This window comes from Lactonifactor longoviformis DSM 17459 (assembly GCF_900129135.1).
GTDB lineage: Bacteria > Bacillota > Clostridia > Lachnospirales > Lachnospiraceae > Lactonifactor > Lactonifactor longoviformis.
Map to the genome: position 1 here is coordinate 320,028 of NZ_FQVI01000001.1, position 21,756 is coordinate 341,783.

A 21,756-nucleotide genomic window follows, 5' to 3' on the forward strand; every position below is an offset into this window, starting at 1 on the left:
AGAAACGAACACCTGTAAGAACCGGGACTATTCTGCTTTCGGACCAGGTATACAGCCCTCCACATTGTAACTCCAGGGCTTCTGCTGGAAGCTCATGAGAGAACCGCCGTCCACATCAATGGTCTCTCCCACCACATAGTCAGACATCGCTGTGCACATGGCCAATACCACCAGGGCAACCTGATCCGGACTGGATGCCACAGGTACCTCTGCCCCGAACCGCATCCGATCTGCCGCCAGTTCCTGGCCATACAGTTCAAATGCCTCGGAGGAATTGCTGACGGCACCGTATGTTGTCATCCCGCCGGGAGCAACACAGTTGACACTGATCCCGTATTGGTGCAGTTCCTTGGCAACCCCCTTGGTCAGGCTGACCACTGCACCCTTCGCCGCATTGTAATGGGTCATCATACCGATCTTAGGGGTGTCGGATCCCTTATGCGCCACAGAGGCGATAAATACAATCTTCCCTCTGATCTTCTGACGCACCATAACACGGGCAGCTGCCTGGGCAATAAAATACTCTCCCTTTAAATCTGTATTTATAACATGATCAAAGGCTTCCTCCGGCATATCAAGGAAGGAATACATAGACCAGGTAGCAGCATTGGCTACAACAATATCTACTTTCCCGTACTTTTCCACAGCAAAGTCCACGGTTTTATAGCAGTCAGCTACCTTAGTCACATCCGTCCGGCACCAGATAACCTCCCGTCCTTTTGCCCGGAACTCCTCTTCCGCCTTTTTCCCTCTGGCTTCGTTCCGGGATGCGATGATCACAGATGCCCCGCCCTCTGACAGGCGGTTTACCACGCAATAGCCAAGTCCGGTGGCTCCGCCTGTAACAACGGCTACCTTCCCTTTCAGATCTGTGCAGAAGATCTCCTGCAGACTGCGGGCATCCTGGGTGCTCATTTGCGTCAATCCAAGTATCATTTTTTCTGTTAATTCCATTCCTGTTCCTCCTTTCCTAACACTAACTGCGGCCGGTTTACGTGTGTTTTATCACTGCCCAATCCCTATATAATTATTTTACTTGAATTGATTTCCCGGGGATATTACTCAAATGTAGAAAGATATATTATCTTAACAGATACTATTATTTTATCAGTTACTGTGTTATAATTAATAGTTACAGAAACTGCCGCGCCAGGGATGCTTTCACCCCTGGCGCGGCAGTACTTTTCTTTCTTATATACTTCGGGCAATCTCATAGGCATCCCATACGGACGTCATTACACTGCCCACTTTTCTTCCGTCCCCAATCTCATATACATCCATCCCACAGCCTCTTACTTCATCAGCAAACGAGGGGACAGGCCTAAATCCGATTGCCATTACCACCGTATCGGCAGTCAGCTCCTCCTCCTCTCCATCCACAGCAATTACAGCGCCTGTCTCCGTTATCCTGCTCACACGGCTTCCCGTTTTTACTTTGATTTTATAGTAATCCATCATTTCCTCAATGCACATCTTGTTCATAAACGGAACCGGAGCACCAGCCGAGAGAATCTTTGGCAGTGCCTCAACAACTGTCACATCTTTCCCTTCCATTCCGTACTCTATAGCAAGCTCACATCCCACAAGACCGCCGCCTATAACAATTACCTTATCCCCAATCCTGGTTCCCTTTGAAAGTGCCTGGATGCTGGAAATGGATTGTTCGATTCCCGGAATCGGAGGCATGACCGGCAGGGAACCGATTGCTATTATCACAGCATCTGCCCCGCTCTGCTCAATGAAGTCAGCACTCACCCTGGTATTCAGATATACCTCAACCCCCAGCTCTTTTAGCTCCCTCTTATACCAGTCATTGAGTTCCAGCACCGGTGCTTTGAATGTATGAGCCCCTGCCGGGAGCAGATTGCCACCCAAATGATCGGAAGCTTCATAAAGAGCAACCTCATGGCCGCGCATAAACAGGGTTCTTGCGGCTTCCATACCGGCAACCCCGCCGCCTACTACCATAACTTTCTTTGGTTCGTCCGCCTTCCTGATGCCGTAGCTTTCTCTTCTCAGCACAGAAGGATTGACTGCACATGAAACAGCGCCATTCAGAAATTCTCTCCCAATGCATCCCTGGTTGCAGGAAAGGCATGGCCGGATTCTTTCTTCCTGCCCCTTCTCAAGCTTAGCCGCATAATGGGGATCGGCAAGGGCTGCTCTTCCCAGTACAATTCCGTCTATCTTCCCTTCCTCAAGTGCTTTTTCACACATCTGGGGATCATTCATTCTTCCGGCTAAAAGGATGGGAATATTCACTGCCTTTTTCGCTTCCTCCGCCAGGTCTATATAATTTCCCTTTGGTATGTAACTTGGGGGGCATGCATGGTAGAAGGATTCATAAGTACCCACATCCACGCTCAGTCCGTCATACCCATAAGACTCCAGGGTCCTGCAAATCTGAACCGCCTCCTCAAGAGTTCTTCCTGCTTCCCCCTCTCCTGTATAGGAACCTACGTTAAAATCCTTGATATATCCTTTCAGAGACACCCGGATTGTGACCGGGAAATCACTGCCGCATTCTTTTTTTATTCCTTCTACAATTTCCTTTGGCACTCGCATACGGTTCTCAAAACTTCCCCCGTATTCATCCGTCCTATGGTTCATCATTTCCATCGCAAATTCGTCAATCAGATAGCCCCAATGCATCGCATGGATGTCAACACCGTCAAACCCTGCATCCTTTGCTATTTTCGCACCGCGGATAAGTGAACTTATCTTAGCTTTGACTTCCTCTGTTGTCAGCGCTCTCGATTTCTCATCCGGTGCAAAGTAATACGGTAATTCTGAGGGTGTCAGTTTTCCACCCCCGTTTCTGCCCGGTCCCATGGTAATCTGGCAAAAAATCCTGGCATTGTAGGAGTGAATTCTCTCATTCATAAATACACAGTTTGCAATAAAGGCTTTGGGATTGTAGTTTGGAAAGAGTCTGTCTAAAGGACTGTTGGGATCCACCTCCAGGTCAGTTGCCAGTGAATTGCTGAAGATAAGACCGAATCCTCCCTTTGCACAATCCACATAAAAATCCACTGTATCGGGATCATAAGTTCCAAGTGCAGTGAATTTCGCCCCGCCCATAGGTGCAACTGCATATCTGTTTTTTACTTTTACCTTTCCTATATTATAAGGAGAGAACAAATTTTTATATTTGATACTCATATACATTTCCTCCATATTCTGCTGGGTTAAGCATACGTATGCACTAGCTTTCTGCCGGTCCATCGGTCTTCCTTCTCTATCCCGCTAAGAACTGCTGCATCTGTTGCATAATCCACAATCAATTCCGCTCCTGAGATGTAAGATGCCATGTCACTGTTCAGGAAAATTGCCGGTTCTGCCATCTCGCGGGGCTCGGCAATGGGGCGCAGCCCATTTGCTTTGTGATAATCCTCAATGGTTTCCCCGGGATGTAATCTCAGATATCTTTCAACAAACTCATCTGTCAGTCCGCTTCTTGTATTCCCGGGCTTCAGGCAATTTACCCTCACATTTTTCCCAGCCATTTGGCACGCAAAAAGTGTTGTAAAATATCCAAGGGCCCTCTTGGAGTACGTATATGCATTCCCTTTCTGGAGGTCTTCACAGATTATATCTAACACTTTTTCTGCTTCCTCCCAGTCCCGGGCATGAACCAGTGCTTCCAGTTCGGGTTTATTTGTTTCAGAATACCATCTGTTTGCTCCCACAGAAGTACACATCATTACTGCCCCCTGTTCCGGGATCCTTTCCCGAAGATATTCTTCCATAATATATTTATTGCCGAGATAGTTAATAGAGATCGTCTCCCTGGGGGATGTTTTCTCCCCCGAAACTCCGGCAAAGCTAAAAAATTTGTGAATTGTTTCCGGAAGATGTGCAAATGCCCCATCAATAGAAGCCTTATCTCCCATATTTATCTTTACGAATTCACAGATTCCATCGATCTGCGGCGGAACAATATCCAGGGCATACACCTTCGCTCCCAGAACAGCAAGCTCCCCTGCACAGGCCTTTCCCATGCCCGATGATGCACCTGTCACAACACATATTTTATCTTTATATCCTAACAAATCTTTCAAAGTAAATTTCTCCTTATTGATTACTCAAAAACTTTTGATTTTTCTGCTTTCGTCAAAAGCGTTACCGCAATGGTCACTGCATAGGAAGCAACTACAGCCAATCCCCCGATGGTCCAATTGGACAGCAGTGCACCGTCGAAAAGCAGCTTATTTATAATGGGAAAGATTCCTCCGCCCAGTAATCCCACACTCATGCCTGCCACCGCAGCCCTGGAAGACATTCTTTTCCATCGGAGCCCGAGATATAAGACAGGTCCGAAGCCTGCGCAAAAGGTACCGAAAGCCTGCGTGCCTATCAGCGCAATCAGCGGCGGAGGACTCAGGGAAATGATAACAGTAATGACTGCAATGACTGCCATTGTCACCCGCGTAAGCATCAGCACTTTATGATCCTCCATTTTTATATCGAATGATTTGATTGCCAAATCCTGTATGATGGATGTGGATGAAGTAAACAGATAGGATTCGGCAGTAGACATGACAGCTGCCAGAATCGCAATCAAAAACAAGTCCGTCAATTCCCCAGGTATGATATGAGATATCACATCAAGCAAAATCGTATCCTGCCTTTCCGGAGGTGCAAGAATTCCCTGTTCCACCAGGATCCTTCCCTGGATTCCCACGTAAACTGTAAAGGTACCAACGATCAGTGCAATTACACTAATGAAAGGGGACCACTTCAGCAGCTTTTTATCCTTAATCATCATAAACTTTGTATTCACCGCAGGCTGTCCCCCATAGGCTATTGCCAGCATAAACACCGTATACGTCAGGACAAAGCTCATGGCAAGACCCCCGTCTCCTGCATGCCAGGGGCTAATCATCTGCGGCTCAATCGCTGCGATCTGTTCGTTCATACTTGTAAAACCCCCAACCGCGGCAAACCCCGCCACTACCAGAATGCCTGCCACAAAAAACATAATAATCATCTGAATAAAGTTTGTCCACATACTGGCAAGCATTCCGCCCGCTATAATATACAGGGTTATGATAACCGCACCGATAATTACGCTTTGTCTGTATCCGGTGCCAAGCGCTTCCTGCACTGCCGTTCCCATGGAAACCCACTGACTGACAAGATAGGTGGCGGAGCCGATCAAAATAATGATCCCGCACAAAAAACGGATGGTCTTATTGTCATTCCATCTCGCCGCAAGAATATCCGCCAGAGTATAGCAATTGAACTTTTCACTGATGATACGCACCGGTTTTGCAATTATAAAATAGCTTATAACAAGTCCCAGGGGGGAAAACGCAGTGTATGTAATAACAGAGGAATAGCCCCCGGAATATGCACTGCCCGGATTCCCCAGCCAGGTCCAGCCGCTCATCACAGCCGCCATAATACCCAGAGATACAATCCATACCCCGAGATTCCTCCCGCCAACCATATACCCCGACATATCTTTTGTGCGTCTTCCCGCGAAAAAGCCAATCAGAAGGATAACAGCAAAGTAAATACACACCAGAATTATTGTCCGCATCTCTACCGCCCCTTTCTGAACTTTTCAATAATATCTTCCACTGTTAACCAGTGATCCCCCTCATCAAAAGTGAACACAAAAACCAGTGAAAGGATCACCGAAATTACAGGTGCTCCAATCGCAAGAAAAAAAGTAAGCAACGGTAAGCCAAATATCATTTCTTTTCCCCCTGTTATTCTCTACTGAAACAGTGCGCCAAACTACTCTTATTTTTTCCTAAATACTTTCGGCTTCTCCTCGTTTCTCAGCACCCTGAGTGCTCCCTGTGCAAGGGCGGCAAGCTCAAACTCACCTGGATATACGATTACCTTTCCCATGTTTCTGATACGTTTTACCACCTTATCCCTAAAATGTTCAGAGTATGTAAGGCCTCCGGTTAAAATAACGGCATCGACATCCGAATCAAGTACGGCATACATTTGTCCAATTGCTTTTGCCACATTATAGGTCATGGCCTCGAAGATCAGCTCTGCCTTTTTGTCCCCATCTGCAATCATGGCCTCTGTCTCTCTCAAATCCGATGTCCCAAGATAGGAGAACATACCGCCGCTCCTTACGAAACGATCCATGATCTCATCTCTGGTATAGTTCCCGGAAAAACAGAAATCCAGAAACAAGACCCCGGGGACTGCACCGGCCCGTTCCGGAGAGAACGGCTCTTCACCGGAGCTTCCTCCCACGCCGTCAACGATTCTCCCGTAACGATGTGCACCGATACTAATACCGCCGCCCAGATGTGCAACCACAAACCGGCAGTCTTCATACCCCTTCCCCAGTTCAGCTGCCGCACGTCTTGCAACTGCCTTCTGGTTCAGGCAGTGAACATGGATAACCTTTGTAATCTCCGGGAATCCTGTAATCCGGGCAATCTCCCACAGCTCATCCACTGTGGCAGGATCAACGATAAACCCCGGAATATGGTACTCATCTGCGATCTCCTTCGCAATCACCATTCCAAGAAGCGCCGGTGAGGGGAGGGGATCTGGTATACTGTCCATAAGATCCTGATTAATTTCATAGGTACCGCTTTCCATAGGCGGCAGTCTTCCCGCCCTCCCGGAAGCAGCATCCAGGGTTTCCAAGGGAATGTGATTCTCTTTCAGTGCCTCCAGCACCAGCTGCTTTCTTATATCCTTCTGCGAAAAAACTCCAGGCCCGGGGCAGGAGACAAGCTCCTGCCTTTGGTGTCTTACCACATGTTCAAGGATACATGTATCATTGTCAAAAACACCTATTTTTGTGGAGGTAGAGCCCGGATTGATTGTGAGGATCCGATATATTTTTTCTTCTCTCAAAATATTCTCCTTACTTTTATTCTGACGCTGCCAGGGCCAGTCCTACCGAGCGCAGCTTATTTTCAGCACTGTCTGCCCGGCTTGTCATTACCACAGGGACCTTCGCGCCCAGCAGTACGCCCGCCGTAGCGGAATCTGTCATAAACCGCACTGCCTTCATAATTCCATTGCCGCATTCAGCATTGGGCATAATCACAATATCTGCTTTTCCGCACACATCAACCGGTGAACTGACCTTCTTATGCTTAACTGCCTCCGGAAAAAGCGCATTGTCCAATCCCAGGGGCCCGTCTACGATGCAGTTTTTCAGCTGGCCGCGCTGCCCCATAAGGGCAAGCGCCGCTGCTTCCAGAGTGGAAGGCATATTCGGGTTGATGATTTCAACCGCACACACAACTGCTACCTTAGGAATATCCACCCCCAGTTTTCTTACAAAGGATACTGTATTGTTTATAATATCCACCTTCTGCTGGAAAGTAGGATATGTCACAACCCCCGGATCCGACAAATAGACAATTCTGTCAAGCTTCGGGCAGTCAATGGCACAGACAGAATTCAGAATGCCTCCGCCTCTGATCCCCTTTTCTTTGTCAAGAATGGCATGCATAAGTGTCTTTGTGAGTATCCCGCCTTTCATAAGGACATTTGCCTTTCCTTCCCGTACCAGGCTGACGGACTTCCCTGCACTCTCCACTTCATCCGCGGCATGGACAATCTCACAGTCTGAAATATCCATGCCAATCTCATGGGCGATAGAGAAAATATTATCTTTATTTCCTACCAGGATACAATTGCAGAGACCCCTCTTTAAAACCTCTCCAATGCATGTCATAACTTCCTGATCATCCGCGGCAGAGACTACCATCGTTTTTTTTCCATCATCAGAAGTTCTTTCTAAAAACCTGTCAATTCTCATGGTCTACTCACCCCATACTTCTTCGTCTGTTGGATCCACATTGTTCTTTGGTTCGAAAACGACTCTGCTAATATTATACAAATGCTTATAGTCCAGATTTTCACTGATACTGTTATTCCCCCATGATCCGCACCCAAGGGTGCCCGTAGGCGCAAGTCCATTCCGCATCGTTCCGCCTACTACTGCGGTAGAGGACTGATTAATGGCAAAACGTGAAACACTGATTTTTTCTGCTGCATACTCAATCTTATCCTTGTCGTTGGAATGAAACGTAGTGGAATGTCCTTTGCCCATGACCGTCAGGTTGGCCTCTGCAACCCCTACGGCCTCTTCCCATGTCTGATAAGAACGTACGGCAAGAACCGGAAACAGCTTCTCCTTCGCAAGAATTTCATTGTCACCATATTTTGTAACCTTGACAACGATAATCTTGGTATCCTCCGGGAGTTTCACACCGAAGGCTTTTGCAATCTCAAAAGGAGGACGGCCTACGAGCTCTTTATTAATCTCCCCGTCTGGAAATAAAGTGTTACGGACTTTATCTGTAAGGACCTCATCGTCGATATAACAGCAGCCTGCTTGTTTGAACTCATTTATATAATCATCAAATAATTCCTCCGGAATATGTGCAAACTGCTCACAGGAACAGGGAATTCCCTGATTATGCATACGTGCCGCAATAATCTTCGGAACCACCTCTTTGGTGTCCATCCCCCGGTCTACCAAACACTGCACATTTCCGGCCCCTACACCGTAAGCCGGTTTCCCGCTGGTATAGGCTGCCTTGACAACACCTGGTCCCCCTGTGGAGATACAGACATCACAGAGCTCCATGAGAAGTTTTGAAAGCTGAATGCTTGGCTCCTCTATCACCTGGATAAGATGCCTGGGTGCCCCAAGTTCTTCAATGGCACCCTGCATCAGCTGAACGACACGGCCAGAGGTTGCTTTGGCCCTGGGATGTGGTCCTACAATGACTGCATTGCCGCACTTTAGAGATGCCATGGTGTTATGCATTGGTGAAATTACGGCTGAAGTAACCGGTGTAATAGAACCGATAACCCCCATAGGCTTTGCAATCTCGATTAAGCCTTCTTCCGGAATCCGCCTCAGAACACCCCTGCTCTTTTTGCCCTTCATATGAAACCAGAATGCCTTTGCCCTGTTGGACTGCATGGATACCTTTGATTCATAGGTTCCCATACCGGTCTCTTCAAAATCCATTCTTGCAAGTTCCTCGGAATGGTCAAAAATCACTTTTCCCGCAGCCCGAACAATGGCATCCACCTTTTCCTGAGAAAAGGTTTCAAACTCCTTTTGGGCTGCCCTGGCTTTCTCCACCATTTCCATAATCATTTCTCTATCCGTCATTTGACTGCCTCCATTTCATTCAAGGATCTAATTTAAAAACTGATTACCCTTCCGTTATATCCATCCATATACATCTTTTTAAAATCTTCAAAGTCAGGATTTCCGGGAGATGCATAGGCATCCGAACCATTCTGTGAAAAATACACGCTTCTTTCAATCATAGCGTCTAAATTGTCAAGCTTCATTCCCAGATCTTTGTAGTTTCCGCAAAGCCCCAGATCATCCCGAAGCTTCTGGACACCTAAGACGGCCTGCTGTGCAAGCTCCATCTGACTCATGCCATCTTTTGCAAGTCCAAATTCTTTTGCGAGATTCGCAAGCTTGTCTGTTGCAGCATTGAGGTTAAACTCCATACAATAGGGAAGCGCAACAGCAACTGCCGCACCATGGTTAATCTCTCCGCTTCCCCCAACGGATCTTGCCACACAGTGCCCGTCAATATTTCCCGTAAAACCGGCACCCATGATCCCCAGCGTAGAGCCAATCTGCATATTAGCAGCAGCATCTTCGTTCCCGGTATCATCCACAAAGGAAAGGATATTCTTGTATAGCATTCCCGCACCCATCAATGAGACTGCCTGTGTGACCGGGCTTCCCTTAATATTCAGGTAGCTTTCAACAGCATGTCCCAAAGCATCAATACCCGCTGTTGTTGTAACAGACCTGGGGGACCCCTTCAGCACAGATGGAACATACAGGGCAACTGCCGGGCAGCATGCTCTGTCCATCACCTGATCCTTGACATTCTTCTGGGAATCTGTGACAGAAATCACACGACTAACCTCTGCACCGGATCCTGCTGTTGTGGGAATTCCGATTACAGGATACGGTGCCGTCCTAACCTTATTCACCCCAAAGTAATCTCTCATCTGTCCGCCGTTTGTCCGGATAATTGCCGCACCCTTGGCAGTATCCAGCGCACTTCCCCCGCCAAATGCGATAATGCAGTCTGCCCCGGGGTCAGTGATGAGAAGCGCCTTATCCGCCTTTACCGATTCCCTTGCCGCCATCAATCCTTCTTTCAGATCATTATTAAAAATCAGTTTACTTCCTAAAAAATATTCAAAATTATTCATATAGACCTCCTTGAATTCTTACAATGTTCCTTCGCTCTCGAACATATTTTTTTTGTTTAGTGATATGTACATTAGTACAAAATATACGACCAGCACAACAACAGAAAGTGTATAAGCCCTCTGGTATCCTCCCATGGTTCCTGTGAACATTGCTCTAAAGATAAATCCGGTAAAAAAGTTGCCTATTCCGTTAAATCCATGTGGCAGCAGTGCCATCTTGGTAAGCTCCTTAGATCCTACCATTCTGGAAATCCCCAAAGTTCCGGCGCCTGTCAGTCCGCCGATAATACCCATACCTGCCGCGCATAATATCAGCACAGGGAATCCGGTATTAAAGATGTAAAGAATACCGGTAATAATGGGGATAATGGCGATTCCGCAGATGCCAACCCTAAGCCCAAACTTATCGCCCAGAAAACCATATACAATCTTAATCAGACTCTTCCCCCAGCTCCACACGGAAACAAGGATTGCAGCCTGAGCAGCAGAATATCCTAAAAACTGACTGTATGCAGAGAGCTGTGGCTGTACAAGCCCATATCCCATATTGAGAATCGACATGCCAATGAGGAACATCCAGAAGTAAGATTTGGAATACGCTTCTTTTTTTGTAAGTCCGGGCACATCTAATGCTCCGCTCTCACTTCTCATATTCTCCGCACCCACGGGAACATATCCGTAGTCCTCCGGTACTCCCCGAAAGAAGATAAGACCTGCCAGAAGATTCCCCACCAGAACGAAGCAGGCCGCAAAGATCAGCGCCGTCGTATAACCCGTGCCCGCGTTATCAAGGAGCTTTGCTGTAACATTCGCAACGATGGTAGTTCCAATCGCCTCTGTCATTCCTACGACTCCGATCATGGTAGCTCTTCCCTTATAATACCATTTTGATATGGTTGTCTGGAGAAGCGCCGGTCCGGTAAGACAGATCGGCCAGCCTGTTAGAAATGCACCGAAAAAATATATGGGAAGTGCAGGTGCAAATCCCATCAGGAGCAGCCCCAAAAACCCCAGAACTCCCCCAAGAATTGCACTTCCGTTTGTATTAATCTTTGCAATAATTTTTCCGCCTAAAAATGCGGAAAGAATAAGACCAACCAGCCAGGCCGTATTGTACATACCTGTAACTGCGGTGGTTACACCAAATCTCTCTGCTGCCGGAGCAACTGTCATAACCGATGCGCCGTAGATTCCTCCTCCTGTACAGATCAGAACCAGGGCGCCGCCTACAAGTGAAAAAACTGCCATTGTATTTCGGCTTAAGTTTGTTTTCTTTATTGCCTCTTTACCCATCTCCTTCAATTCACTCCTTTGTCTAAATTTAACAAAAGTTACTACTAGCTAGTGATTTTATTATAACTACTTTACAAATAAGATACAAATGCTTATAATTTATACGGAACTATAACTTTTTATTATACATTTACTGTACAGCGACTACTATCCGGCCAAAAGGAGATTTCTATGGAATTAAGAGTCATCAAATATTTTGTTACAATTGTCCGTACAGGTTCTATTGCAGGTGCTGCAAAAGAGATTCACATTACCCAGCCTGCCCTGTCAAGGCAGATCGCAAGCCTTGAAACTGAGCTTGGAAAAAAACTGTTCAGCCGGGGATATCATGGGATTTCTCTGACAAAAGAGGGAAGCATATTCTTTGAACGGGCAATTGAGATCATTAATCTTATAGACAAGACAGCAAACGATGTCGCTCACAGCGACTCCACCGTAACCGGCACGGTTCATGTGGGCGCAAACAGGCCGCCTGCGCTAAGACTGTTATCGCGCACAGCAAAAGAAATACACGAAATGTATCCGAAAATAAAGTTTAACTTTGTAAACGGGAACTCCCGGACTCTGATTGAATCCTTAATCCAGGGCAATGTGGACTTTATAATCGCAGGCAGTCCCATGAGAAATGACTTAGTATGCCGCCCCCTGCCATTCACGTCAACCTGGGGAATCGTTGCCCCCAAAGGCTCGGAATGGTATGACCATACATCCATCACAAGGGAGGACCTGAAAAGAATTCCCTTGTCTGTTGTGGAGTCTGATTTTATAAGAAGTGAAATCTCCGGCTGGCTTGGAGACAGCTTTGATTCCCTTTCCATCGTAAGTAACCATACCTTAATCAGAAGCGCTGTTAAAATGTCACAGGCAGGATTGGGATATCCCCTTTGTCTCAACACAGATGTAGATACCAGTGTATACAACAGTTTAAAGTTTATCCCCCTCAAGCCATGGTTCGAAACCAGCAATAACATTATCTGGAAAAAGAATCGGACGGTTTCCAAAGCCACAGAGGTGTTTCTGAAAAAATTCGATCAAACGATTCAGGAGAACTTCCTGTATGAAACCATCTGATCGTCAAACTGCCAGGCTTCCCAAAGCCCGGCAGTTTGAATCTATCATATATTTATAATTTTACTCTGAAAGGATCTCCACCATATCCCCGTTTTTAATCAGCGCCGCATTGCCCTCTTCCGTATCCACATGCATTACCATGCCTTTTCCGCCGACGGTCACGAGAACGTTTTCAAAGGTTATGGCACGTATCCCCCTGCTTTTTACCTTAACTGTCTGCCCGCGGACAAAACCATTTTGTTCCGCTGTTTCTTTATCCATATGGATATGCCGCTGCGCCAGAATACCGCAGGGTATCTCTGCCTCTCCGCATGGACCTATGACCTTCAGCATCACAGCATTTTCCGTTTTGCCTGAAGAGCTCACCGGGGCGTCCACCCCCAGCTTAAAACAGTCGCTTTTTAATATTTCTGCCTGATTATAATTCCGGCAGGGTCCTAGAACACGTATCTGCGTTATCTTTCCTTTCGGTCCTTCCAGATCCACAAATTCATTGGTAGCATAGGGACCGCCGTCACCGGCAAGATAGTTTCGGAACGTAATTCCTTTTTCTCCAAACAGCCTGTCCACCATTTCCTGTGTCAGATGGATATGGTGATTGGATAACATAACCTTTACCTGCATAGCATCATCTCCTCCTCCCTGGATCCGCTGTTTATTTCTTTATCTTTTAAAAAGGTTCGGCAAAGGTGTATGCTTTTTCCTTGCCCCGCAGAACACGGAGAACCCCCGCGGCGAGGGCTTCCATCTCGATAGCGCCCGGGCGGATGATAACCGGCGCGATAAACCTCACCAGTTCCTCAACCATTCCGGTCAGCATCCTGGAATGGGCAATCCCGCCTGTCAAAACCACAGCATCTACATTTCCTCCGGTGGTAACTGCCATAGTTCCGATGTCCTTTGCGATATTATAAGCCAATGCTTCGTACACCTGCCTTGCTTTTTCATCTCCTTCTTCAATCCTTCTCTCTGCTTCCCGGCAGTCATTCGTGCCGAGATGCGCTGCCAGTCCGCAGCTGTTGGCAAAAAGATCCTTCAGGCTTTTCTCCGTATAGATTCCTGAAAAACACAATTTGATCAGCGCATTATTGGCAAAGGTACCTGCGCGGCTGGGAGAAAAGGTACCCTCCCCGTTGCTGACCGCATCGGTAATACGCCCGTGCTCGTGCATGCTCACACTGCACCCCCCGCCTAAGTGGCACATAATCAGGTTTACCTGGTCATAGGATCTGCCCATGCCCTCAGCCACCTCCCGGGCGACTGCCTTAGTATTCAGCACATGACAGGAAGCATTTCTCTTAATCGTTGGCAGACCGGTAATACGGGCTACCTCTTTCATTTCGTCAACCATTACAACATCGTAGTTATAGGCGGGAATCCCGAAATCCTTCACCCACTCATAGGCAATTACAGGCGCCAGACACATGGCATGTACTGCATTTTCCGGTTTCAGGCAGGCATCTGCCATATCCCGGTCAATCCGGTAAGCCCCCGCATGGTACACACGTCCCGCCGGGCATCCCCGGGCGGCTATGACGTCAATCTCCTCCGGCTTTATTCCCTGCTGTTCCAGGTAGCTGTAAATTGCCTCTTTTCTCATAGGCAGCTGGCTGACAATGTCGGGATACCTGTGAATCACCTCCGCGGAGTGTTCCAGATTAGACTCATCCAGCTTTATTTGATTATGAAATACCGCCAGCTTCGTACTGGTAGAACCGGGATTTATACACAGGATCCTGTATATTTTTTCCATAGCAAACGTCCTTCCTTTCTGCTCCTGACACAGGATACGGTTATTCTTTTTTTCATATGCCACAGATGTCTCCTCTCCGTGGCCGCAGTGAATTACCGTATCCCCGGGAAGTGTAAATATCTTTTTTCTGATACTAACTTTTGATTGGGGCACATCTGCCCCTGGAAGATCACTGCGTCCCAGCTCTCCCTTGAGAATGGTATCCCCGCAGAATAAGTGCCCCGGAATACAGGCAGATATTCCCCCCGGAGTATGCCCCGGCGTGGCCAGAATTCTTACCGCCTGAGTTCCAAGATACAAAGCATCATGGTCCTTTAGGGGGATTTCCAGAGGAAAGACCGGGACTGGAGGCCTGTGCACGAAGTCAGCCGCATTCCATCGGGAATCCGTAATGAATTGTGCATCCAGAGGGCTCATACAAATCCTGGCGCCTGTTGCCTCCCTAAGCTCTGCCGCGCCTCCTATATGGTCAAAATGTCCATGTGTGAGCAGAATATATTTCAGCTTCAGGCCATGTATCTGTAAATCTTTCATGATACGGTCCGGCTCTCCCCCCGGATCTATGACAAGGGCCTCTTTACTGTCCGGTGCATATAGCAGATAACCATTTACCTGCACCGGATCGGCAAAAAGTTTGTAAGAAATATATTGAATTTCAGAGTCCATCCTTTTCCTCCAATTCTAAAGCCGCCGCCCGCCTTCCGGTATTCTTTATGACTTCTGCACCGGGTCCGGGAACAGCAGACTGAACACAACCAGGGAGACGGCACTTACACAGATAACGCCCAGAAGACGGTCAAACAGCGGAAGAATCCCTGTCATATGCAGAATCGCCGTTGCAGCGGCTATGGCAACCGCACATATCATACCTCTACGCGATGCTTTCTTCCAGAAGATGCCTATAATAATGGGCGCCCAGAACACCCCGGTAGTCAGGGGAGCAAATGTAAACATAATAGACAAGATCTGTGTAAATTCCAGTGCCAAAAAAGCCGCCGCCACACAGGCTAGTATGACTGCTCCCCGGGCAATCAGCCGGGTATGGGGCAGTTCGTTGATATTTTTTCCTTTATGGAGAAGATTTCCGTAAAAGTCTTTCGATGCAATGGCTGAGATTGAAGCCAGAAAAGAATCTGCTGTTGTGAGAATGGCCATAAGCACGACTAATATCATGGCATACCCACAGACTGGGGGAAGGTCATTCGTTATAATTTCCTGAAACACTTTGCTGGTATTCTCTCCGTTGTAACAGTAATTGGCAATTGCACCCAGAAGTGCTACCGGAAGCGCTATAATCAGCAGAAGCACCCCTGCCGTAGCGCAGGCCTTCCGCGCCTCCTTAACCCCGCGGCAGGACTGGTAGCGCATAAAATATTCATAATTAAACATATTGCCAAATACATAGGGCCATAAAATATACATAAATTTGTTAAAGTGTAATTCCGTTGGAAAGAACGGCTGGGCAAACAGTTCCCCCACCGTTACTCCCACACTTCCCAGTTTCTGAATGGAGAAATATGCTGTGATGGGCAGCAGGATCACAATAAATGAATATTGTATCATGTCCGTAAAAGCCACGCCCAGCAAACCGGATCCGAAAACCAGCAGGCAGACAGTAACGGCACAGATAATAACCCCTGTAGTATAGCGAAATCCAATCGCCGCCACTATGTTCGCAAAGCTGATAAATTGGGAAACCAGTACACAAGTCAGGCTCATCATATAAGCTATAGAGTGAAATCCCTGCACAAAAGCGACACGGCCGTACCTCCTGCGCATATAATCGGAAGGGGTGACAGAGCCCCTGGCCCTCCTTTTTACCTCCGGGCCCACAAAGAGATTAATAAAACAGGAGATAGCTCCCCCTATCAGCGCATAGGCTCCCGCATAAAAGCCCGCACCTGCAGGATATTCACTGGCAAGCTGAACCCCTCCGATCAATGAGCTGCCGCCAAACTGACCGGCAGCCATCGTAAAGCCCACTACAAGGAAAGGGATACCTCCCCGGGGGATCAGCAAATCCGAATCCGATTTCACTTTTTTAGACAATATGAAGGAAATGCCAACTAAAGCTGCAATTATACATAAGAGAAATAATTTCATATGGTTTCCCCCTTATAGCTTCACTTCTCCAAGGAATTACATAGCTTAGGACACCGCTGCGAACCCCAGACGAAGTGCTGCAACATTTGCATCGTTAAACCTGCCTTTACCCTTGCCTGCAAAAAACTTACACATGCTTTCTTCCGCGTAAGCTTCCGTAAACAGACCGCACTTTTTAACTACCGCACCTACCATGACCAGATTCTGGCCTTTTATATTCTCTGCCTGTGCGGCAAGTTCAGCCACGTCTATGGCAGTCACTTCTGTGCCTTCCGGATAGTTATAATCTGCCGGTACTGCATGGGCGTTGGCAAACACTTTAACACCCGGTTTACAGAAAGCCAGATAATCCAGGGACGGTACATTCATGGCAACCAGAATATCGGCCTCTTCCATAATGGGACTGCCTACTTTTTCTTCTGCTGTCTCTCCAAACTTCACCACACAGTTCGCCTTACCGCCCCGCATGGTAGGTCCGTATGCAGGCATCCAGACAGTACTCAGCCCCTTTTTCGCTGCCATATCAGCAATAATCAGACCGCCGGTCAGAACACCCTGGCCCCCAAATCCGGCAAAAATAATCTCTTTCATCCTTCTTCCCCCTTCCTGACCTTTAACTCGCCAAGCGGATACTCCTTTACGATTTCATCCTCAATATGTTCTTTGCACTGCAGGGGTGTCATATGCCAATTGGTCGGACAGGGAGACAGTATCTCCACCAGAGAGAACCCCTCGTTGTTCAGCTGTGCCTGAAAAGCATTTTTCAGCATTTTTTTTGTCTGATTGATGGATTTTACATCGTAAACAGCACCCCGGGCAACGTATGCCGGATGAAATCCCCTAATTTCAGATATTATTTCAGGCAGATGGAAAGGTTCCCCTGTATATCCGCAGTCTCTGCCGTGAATACTCGTCTCGGTGACCTGGCCGGGCATAGTGGTCCAGCTCATCTGTCCCCCGGTCATGCCAAAATTATTATTATTGATAACCACAGCCACAAAATTTTCGTTGCGGTATGCCGCGTTCACAGTCTCGCTCAGACCAATTACATAAGCATCCCCGTCGCCTTGGTAAGTAAAAAGAGTAATCTCCGGGCGGCAGCGCTTGATAGCCGTTGCTGTTGCCGTTCCCCTGCCGTGGGCAGCCTGGAAACGATCCATCGCTCCGAATGCCGGTGTTGCAGTGCAGCTGCATCCCACCCCTAAAACAACAGCCTCTTTTTCAACGCCCAATTCCTCGAAAACCTCGGCGATCAGACGGACAATAACACCATGGCCGCAGCCAGGGCAAAGATTATGATAGCCAGTCTTAGCAGGCTTTGTCTTTGTAATAGTCATTAAAATCTCTCCTTTTCTTCACCGGATGTAACCGCCTGGTATTTTTCCATGACTCTACGCACACCAGGGGTCCCGGGACCATGAGCATAACAGTAAACAGGCACATCAAGTCCGGCCCGTTTGGCGGCAAGGGCTACATCCTCAACCATCTGCCCTAAGTCATTGGTTTCAATTGAGATAAACCCTTTGACATGAGGATTTACTGCCTTCACCTCTTCAAAGGCCTTCCACGGATACGGCCAGATAAGCTTCGGCCGTATTATGCCGGCCTTATCACCCTCTGCCCGAAGCCTGGTGACAGCATCCTTGCAAACCCTGGAAGGAAGTCCGAAAGCCACAAAGATATACTCAGCATCTTCTGTCTGAATCGATTCCCACCTCTGCATCTCGGCCTCTACTTTTGCATATTTTTCTGCGTTAAATGCAGAAATATGAGGACCGGAACCCGGAAGATATTTCAGTCCTTTTGTTCCCGTACCATCGATTCCCCAATCCAGCGGTTCTTTCCGTTTTTTAAAGTCAGGCATCTCTACAGCTTCCATCATCTGCCCCAAAAAAGCTTCTGAAAAGATGCATACCCCGATACGGTAACGCTCTGCTGCCTCCCACGCCTCATAAGCACTGTCTATCAGCTCCTGGATATCGGCAGGAGCGTAAACGATGCGGTGGTAATCCCCCTGTCCGGAGCCTTTTACATCCCGGAAATAATCTGCCTGTCCGCTGTCCAGACTCCCCAGTCCATTTCCCCAGCGCTGTACATTCAGGCATACGTAGGGAAGACTGTATCTGGCCGCATAGGAGAACCCCTCTGCTTTTAAAGAGATGCCAGGCCCCGAAGAAGCAGTCATAGCGCGGGCTCCCGCTGAAGACGCACCCATCACCATGTTGATGGCGGATATTTCATTTTCGGCCTGGATAAAACGGCCTTTCCGTCCAATCTCATCCATGCGGTATGAAAGATATTCCAGAGTTTCCGTAGACGGTGTGATGGGGTAGCCCGCAAAGAAATCCATCCCGCCCCGGAGTGCGGCCTCTGCTACCGCAACGTTTCCCTTCATTAATTCTTTTGCCATGCTTATGCACCCTCCTCTTCCATAACAGTAAATACATAGTCAGGACATACAATATAACAAGATCCGCAGCCGATACACTTCTCTTTATCAACCTGTACATAGGTATAACCGGCTGTATTCATTTCCCGCCTCAGGACAAGCGCCTCTTTGGGACAGGCATCCACACAGTACTGACAGGCCTTACAGTGGGCGCTGTCGATGGTAATCATTTTTTTCTTTGCCATGGTAACCCTCCTGTTTAAAACTGATTGTCATAATTCTGCTCGATAATCTTAACCAGAGCAGCAATCATATGGTTGTAAGGGGTGGGAACGCCGTATCTTTTGCCTAAGCGTACTACCGCTCCGTTAATAAAGTCAATCTCCGTCTTTTTCTTAGCCTTCACATCCTGAGCTGTGGACGGCAGATGATAATACATCTGGCTTTCCTTTGGAATCTTATGAGGCGCCCCCTGATCCGCCAGCTTGATTCCCTGGGCATTGGCAACTGCTTCCACTTCCTCAAATACTGCCTTTTCAATGGGCAGGCCCTCCTCTGTATTATTGTACGGTCCCAGAGGCAGACGGGTCACAGCGCAGATTGGGTTCCCGGAGCAGTTCTTTGCCAGCTTAAACCAGATAATAGAATCGATCTGGCTCTTTTTCATAGCAAATGCTTTCAGACCTGCCCTCACAAGGGTATCTGCTGTCTCCTGCATAAACTCATCCGGCTCCTCCTCTGTCGTAGAGGCAAACGCTATCTTAGCGGCCGGATTAATGAGGGCACTAACCGATCCGGGTTCTTCTATACGGCCTCCAAATTCTACAATCCCGGCCAATATCCGCTGCCTGTTATAATACTCTGCCAGAATTTCAGCGTTACCCACACCATTTTGCAGTGTCATGCAGTAGGTCTTCTCATCCGCCAGTTTTCTGGCGCTTTCCGCCGCTGATGCGGTATACAATCCTTTTACCATAAAAAGGATTAAGTCCATCTTTTCTGTCAATTGATCTGCTGAGGTAACAGCCGTCACCTTAAGATTCCGGGGCTCTTCCTGATTTATCCGGATCTTCAGACCATTTTCCTGCATGGCTTTGATATGCGCTTCAAAGGGATCTATAAAATAGACTTTTGCACCGCCCAGAATAAAATGTGCTCCGAGAATACTCCCCATGGCTCCGGCACCTACAATTGCAATTTTCATGTACTTCTCCTCCCATCTTTATAGGTTTAACTAGGATAACAAATAACAGAAACTATTTTTTCATTGCATTCTGAGCCTCTGACGCAGCGGCCTCCCGCAAAGGATCCAATTCTTCATGAATTGCCTTCATGGTTTTTGCATCCAGTGTGTAGAAAAACAGGGCAATCAGTCCCGCTGCCAAAAATACTGTGGGCCAGATTGCGTACATGTTGATGAGACCCTTGGTCAATGAGTCTGAGGCAGCTGTTTCCGTACCTATATAGCCTGCCTGTGACAGGGCTACGTTCCGGACAGCTCCTCCTAATACCTGCGCACACATCACTGCCGTAAAATGAAGGCTCATAGCAGTGCCTGACGCCACTTTTTTGTCTCCTCTCTTCCGCACTTTTAATTCAGAAGCATCCACTGCATTCACAAACATACCGAACAGCAAAACAGAAGTTCCCTGATAAAAAAACTGCGCCAAGGTCATCAGAACAATAAAGCCTGCAGTGCTGCTTCCGCTGATAAAAAGAATCAGATGACAAATAATACACAGGCTTACACTGATCACACAGACCTTTTTTGTATCTGCACAAATCTTGGAGACAATAAAAGGCGCCACAAAGCAGGAAGCTACGCCGGCAATGTTTGTCGCTGTGGAAAATGTTGCGTATTGCAGCATATCGCCTGTGACATATTTGAAAAAATAAGGTGCGGTAGGTGCTACTACAAAGGTGCGGAAAAATATGCCGAGCCCGCAGACAAAGGGGATCAATATGTTCTTGTCGGTAAAAATCATAGCAATCATTTTAACAAATCCGGTGCCCTGCTTCTTTCCGGCACTTTGAACCTCTTTTCCTGCCTGACGGAGTGCATCGGCCCGAATAGTCTTCTTGATTCCCAGAACAGAAGTCCAGTAAACAATAACAGCCAGAACCACACTTACTGCTACCGCCCAGAAGAACCCCCGGGCATCCTCACTCTTGCCGTCGGCAGACATTTTTACCATAATTACAGGAACAATAATACCGGTAAGCACACGGCCCGCGTTGGATCCCACATTGATGGCACCTGAGAGAAAACTTGCCTCCTGGGCATTCATAGCCATAGACGGAATTGCACTTCGGTAGCCATTCTGCAGCAGTACCGGCAGAAAGTAGAAGATAGAGAACAGAACCAGGATCAAAGTCCCGGACAATCCCTTCCAGGCGAAATAAGCCATCAGGATATACAGCGCTCCCAAAAACACCGGCATCCCCAATACCCATGGGGTATGTTTATCCTTCCTTTTAAAAGGGTCTGCATCAATAAGAATTCCGGATATGGGAGTAAATATTGCTTTACAGACATTTACGGTAGTAATTAAAGAACCTGTGATTAAGGTGCTGAATCCGCAGATATCTGTAAGGAAAAAATTCTGGAAATTTTTGAAAAACTCGTAGATAAGTTCATATCCCACATTACCCACCCCGTAAACACTGAACCACAGCTTTCGATTGCTTTTACTCTTCTCGTTCACTATAAACTTCTCCTCCTCTCTTCTTTCATTTCTCTTTTATCGGTTTCGGGTTCTCGCACTGCCGGCATCGTCACCTGCAGTTTCTACTTATAGAATACATACAAATTCACTCCGTGTCAGATTCCATACAAAAAGCGGTACCCCGCACTAAAATCTGTGCGAAATACCGCTTTATGAATTAATTTTCAGACATTATTGTTAACTTATTATCATTTAAACTTAATATATGGTTTTTTCAT

At 47.4% G+C, this 21,756-nt stretch carries 19 protein-coding genes; 1 reads left to right on the forward strand and 18 read right to left on the reverse strand.

Annotation, left to right across the window (positions count from 1 at the left end; translation table 11 throughout):
• Positions 1-27: 27 nt before the first annotated feature.
• From BUA56_RS01405 to BUA56_RS01445, 9 genes are all read right to left on the reverse strand, one after another.
• Positions 28-954 (reverse strand): SDR family NAD(P)-dependent oxidoreductase, encoded by a 927-nt coding sequence (locus BUA56_RS01405; protein ID WP_072848449.1) that lies wholly within the window; start codon positions 952-954, stop codon positions 28-30.
• Positions 955-1,191: 237 nt separating this feature from the next.
• Positions 1,192-3,162, reverse strand: a complete 1,971-nt coding sequence (locus BUA56_RS01410) for an oxidoreductase (RefSeq protein WP_072848753.1) — start codon at positions 3,160-3,162, stop codon at positions 1,192-1,194.
• A 26-nt stretch (positions 3,163-3,188) separates the two neighbouring features.
• Positions 3,189-4,061, reverse strand: a complete 873-nt coding sequence (locus BUA56_RS01415; RefSeq protein WP_072848450.1) for an SDR family oxidoreductase — start codon at positions 4,059-4,061, stop codon at positions 3,189-3,191.
• A gap of 20 nt (positions 4,062-4,081) precedes the next feature.
• Positions 4,082-5,545 (reverse strand): sodium/proline symporter, encoded by a 1,464-nt coding sequence (locus BUA56_RS01420; protein WP_072848452.1) that lies wholly within the window; start codon positions 5,543-5,545, stop codon positions 4,082-4,084.
• Positions 5,546-5,751: 206 nt separating this feature from the next.
• Positions 5,752-6,840, reverse strand: coding sequence for a butyrate kinase (buk, locus tag BUA56_RS01425; protein ID WP_242946700.1), 1,089 nt, complete (start codon positions 6,838-6,840; stop codon positions 5,752-5,754).
• A 16-nt stretch (positions 6,841-6,856) separates the two neighbouring features.
• Positions 6,857-7,756, reverse strand: coding sequence for a bifunctional enoyl-CoA hydratase/phosphate acetyltransferase (locus BUA56_RS01430; protein ID WP_072848454.1), 900 nt, complete (start codon positions 7,754-7,756; stop codon positions 6,857-6,859).
• A gap of 3 nt (positions 7,757-7,759) precedes the next feature.
• Positions 7,760-9,127, reverse strand: a complete 1,368-nt coding sequence (locus BUA56_RS01435; protein ID WP_072848455.1) for an aldehyde dehydrogenase family protein — start codon at positions 9,125-9,127, stop codon at positions 7,760-7,762.
• Between the two features lie 32 nt (positions 9,128-9,159).
• Positions 9,160-10,203 carry an iron-containing alcohol dehydrogenase gene (locus BUA56_RS01440; RefSeq protein WP_072848456.1) on the reverse strand — a complete coding sequence of 348 codons (1,044 nt, stop codon included), beginning with the start codon at positions 10,201-10,203 and terminating at the stop codon, positions 9,160-9,162.
• An 18-nt stretch (positions 10,204-10,221) separates the two neighbouring features.
• A complete protein-coding gene (locus tag BUA56_RS01445) occupies positions 10,222-11,451 on the reverse strand; it encodes an MFS transporter (RefSeq protein ID WP_207650888.1) in 1,230 nt (409 codons plus the stop codon).
• 216 nt (positions 11,452-11,667) lie between these two features.
• On the opposite strand from BUA56_RS01445, the gene BUA56_RS01450 reads away from it, so the two are divergent.
• Entirely contained in the window at positions 11,668-12,567 is a 900-nt protein-coding gene (locus BUA56_RS01450; RefSeq protein ID WP_072848458.1) for a LysR family transcriptional regulator, read from the forward strand.
• Positions 12,568-12,627: 60 nt separating this feature from the next.
• Here the strand turns inward: BUA56_RS01450 and BUA56_RS01455 are convergent, their stop codons facing one another.
• Genes BUA56_RS01455 through BUA56_RS01500 form a run of 9 tightly spaced genes read right to left on the reverse strand, consistent with a single transcriptional unit; the run spans position 12,628 to position 21,517 of the window.
• Positions 12,628-13,191 carry a PduL/EutD family phosphate acyltransferase gene (locus BUA56_RS01455; protein ID WP_072848459.1) on the reverse strand — a complete coding sequence of 188 codons (564 nt, stop codon included), beginning with the start codon at positions 13,189-13,191 and terminating at the stop codon, positions 12,628-12,630.
• A gap of 46 nt (positions 13,192-13,237) precedes the next feature.
• Entirely contained in the window at positions 13,238-14,986 is a 1,749-nt protein-coding gene (gene buk, locus BUA56_RS22525) for a butyrate kinase (protein ID WP_084067553.1), read from the reverse strand.
• Positions 14,987-15,031: 45 nt separating this feature from the next.
• Complete coding sequence (locus tag BUA56_RS01470; protein WP_072848460.1) at positions 15,032-16,423, reverse strand: sodium:solute symporter family protein; 1,392 nt, start codon at positions 16,421-16,423, stop codon at positions 15,032-15,034.
• Between the two features lie 45 nt (positions 16,424-16,468).
• Positions 16,469-17,014, reverse strand: a complete 546-nt coding sequence (locus BUA56_RS01475; RefSeq protein ID WP_072848461.1) for a 2-oxoacid:acceptor oxidoreductase family protein — start codon at positions 17,012-17,014, stop codon at positions 16,469-16,471.
• Complete coding sequence (locus BUA56_RS01480; protein WP_072848462.1) at positions 17,011-17,760, reverse strand: thiamine pyrophosphate-dependent enzyme; 750 nt, start codon at positions 17,758-17,760, stop codon at positions 17,011-17,013. Before BUA56_RS01480 ends, BUA56_RS01475 begins: the two co-directional genes overlap by 4 nt.
• Positions 17,760-18,833, reverse strand: coding sequence for a 3-methyl-2-oxobutanoate dehydrogenase subunit VorB (locus tag BUA56_RS01485; protein WP_072848463.1), 1,074 nt, complete (start codon positions 18,831-18,833; stop codon positions 17,760-17,762). The genes BUA56_RS01480 and BUA56_RS01485 overlap by 1 nt, the downstream gene beginning before the upstream one ends.
• A gap of 2 nt (positions 18,834-18,835) precedes the next feature.
• Positions 18,836-19,057, reverse strand: a complete 222-nt coding sequence (locus tag BUA56_RS01490; protein ID WP_072848464.1) for a 4Fe-4S binding protein — start codon at positions 19,055-19,057, stop codon at positions 18,836-18,838.
• A gap of 14 nt (positions 19,058-19,071) precedes the next feature.
• Entirely contained in the window at positions 19,072-20,016 is a 945-nt protein-coding gene (locus BUA56_RS01495) for a ketopantoate reductase family protein (RefSeq protein ID WP_072848465.1), read from the reverse strand.
• Between the two features lie 52 nt (positions 20,017-20,068).
• Entirely contained in the window at positions 20,069-21,517 is a 1,449-nt protein-coding gene (locus tag BUA56_RS01500; RefSeq protein WP_072848466.1) for an MFS transporter, read from the reverse strand.
• Positions 21,518-21,756 lie beyond the last annotated feature (239 nt).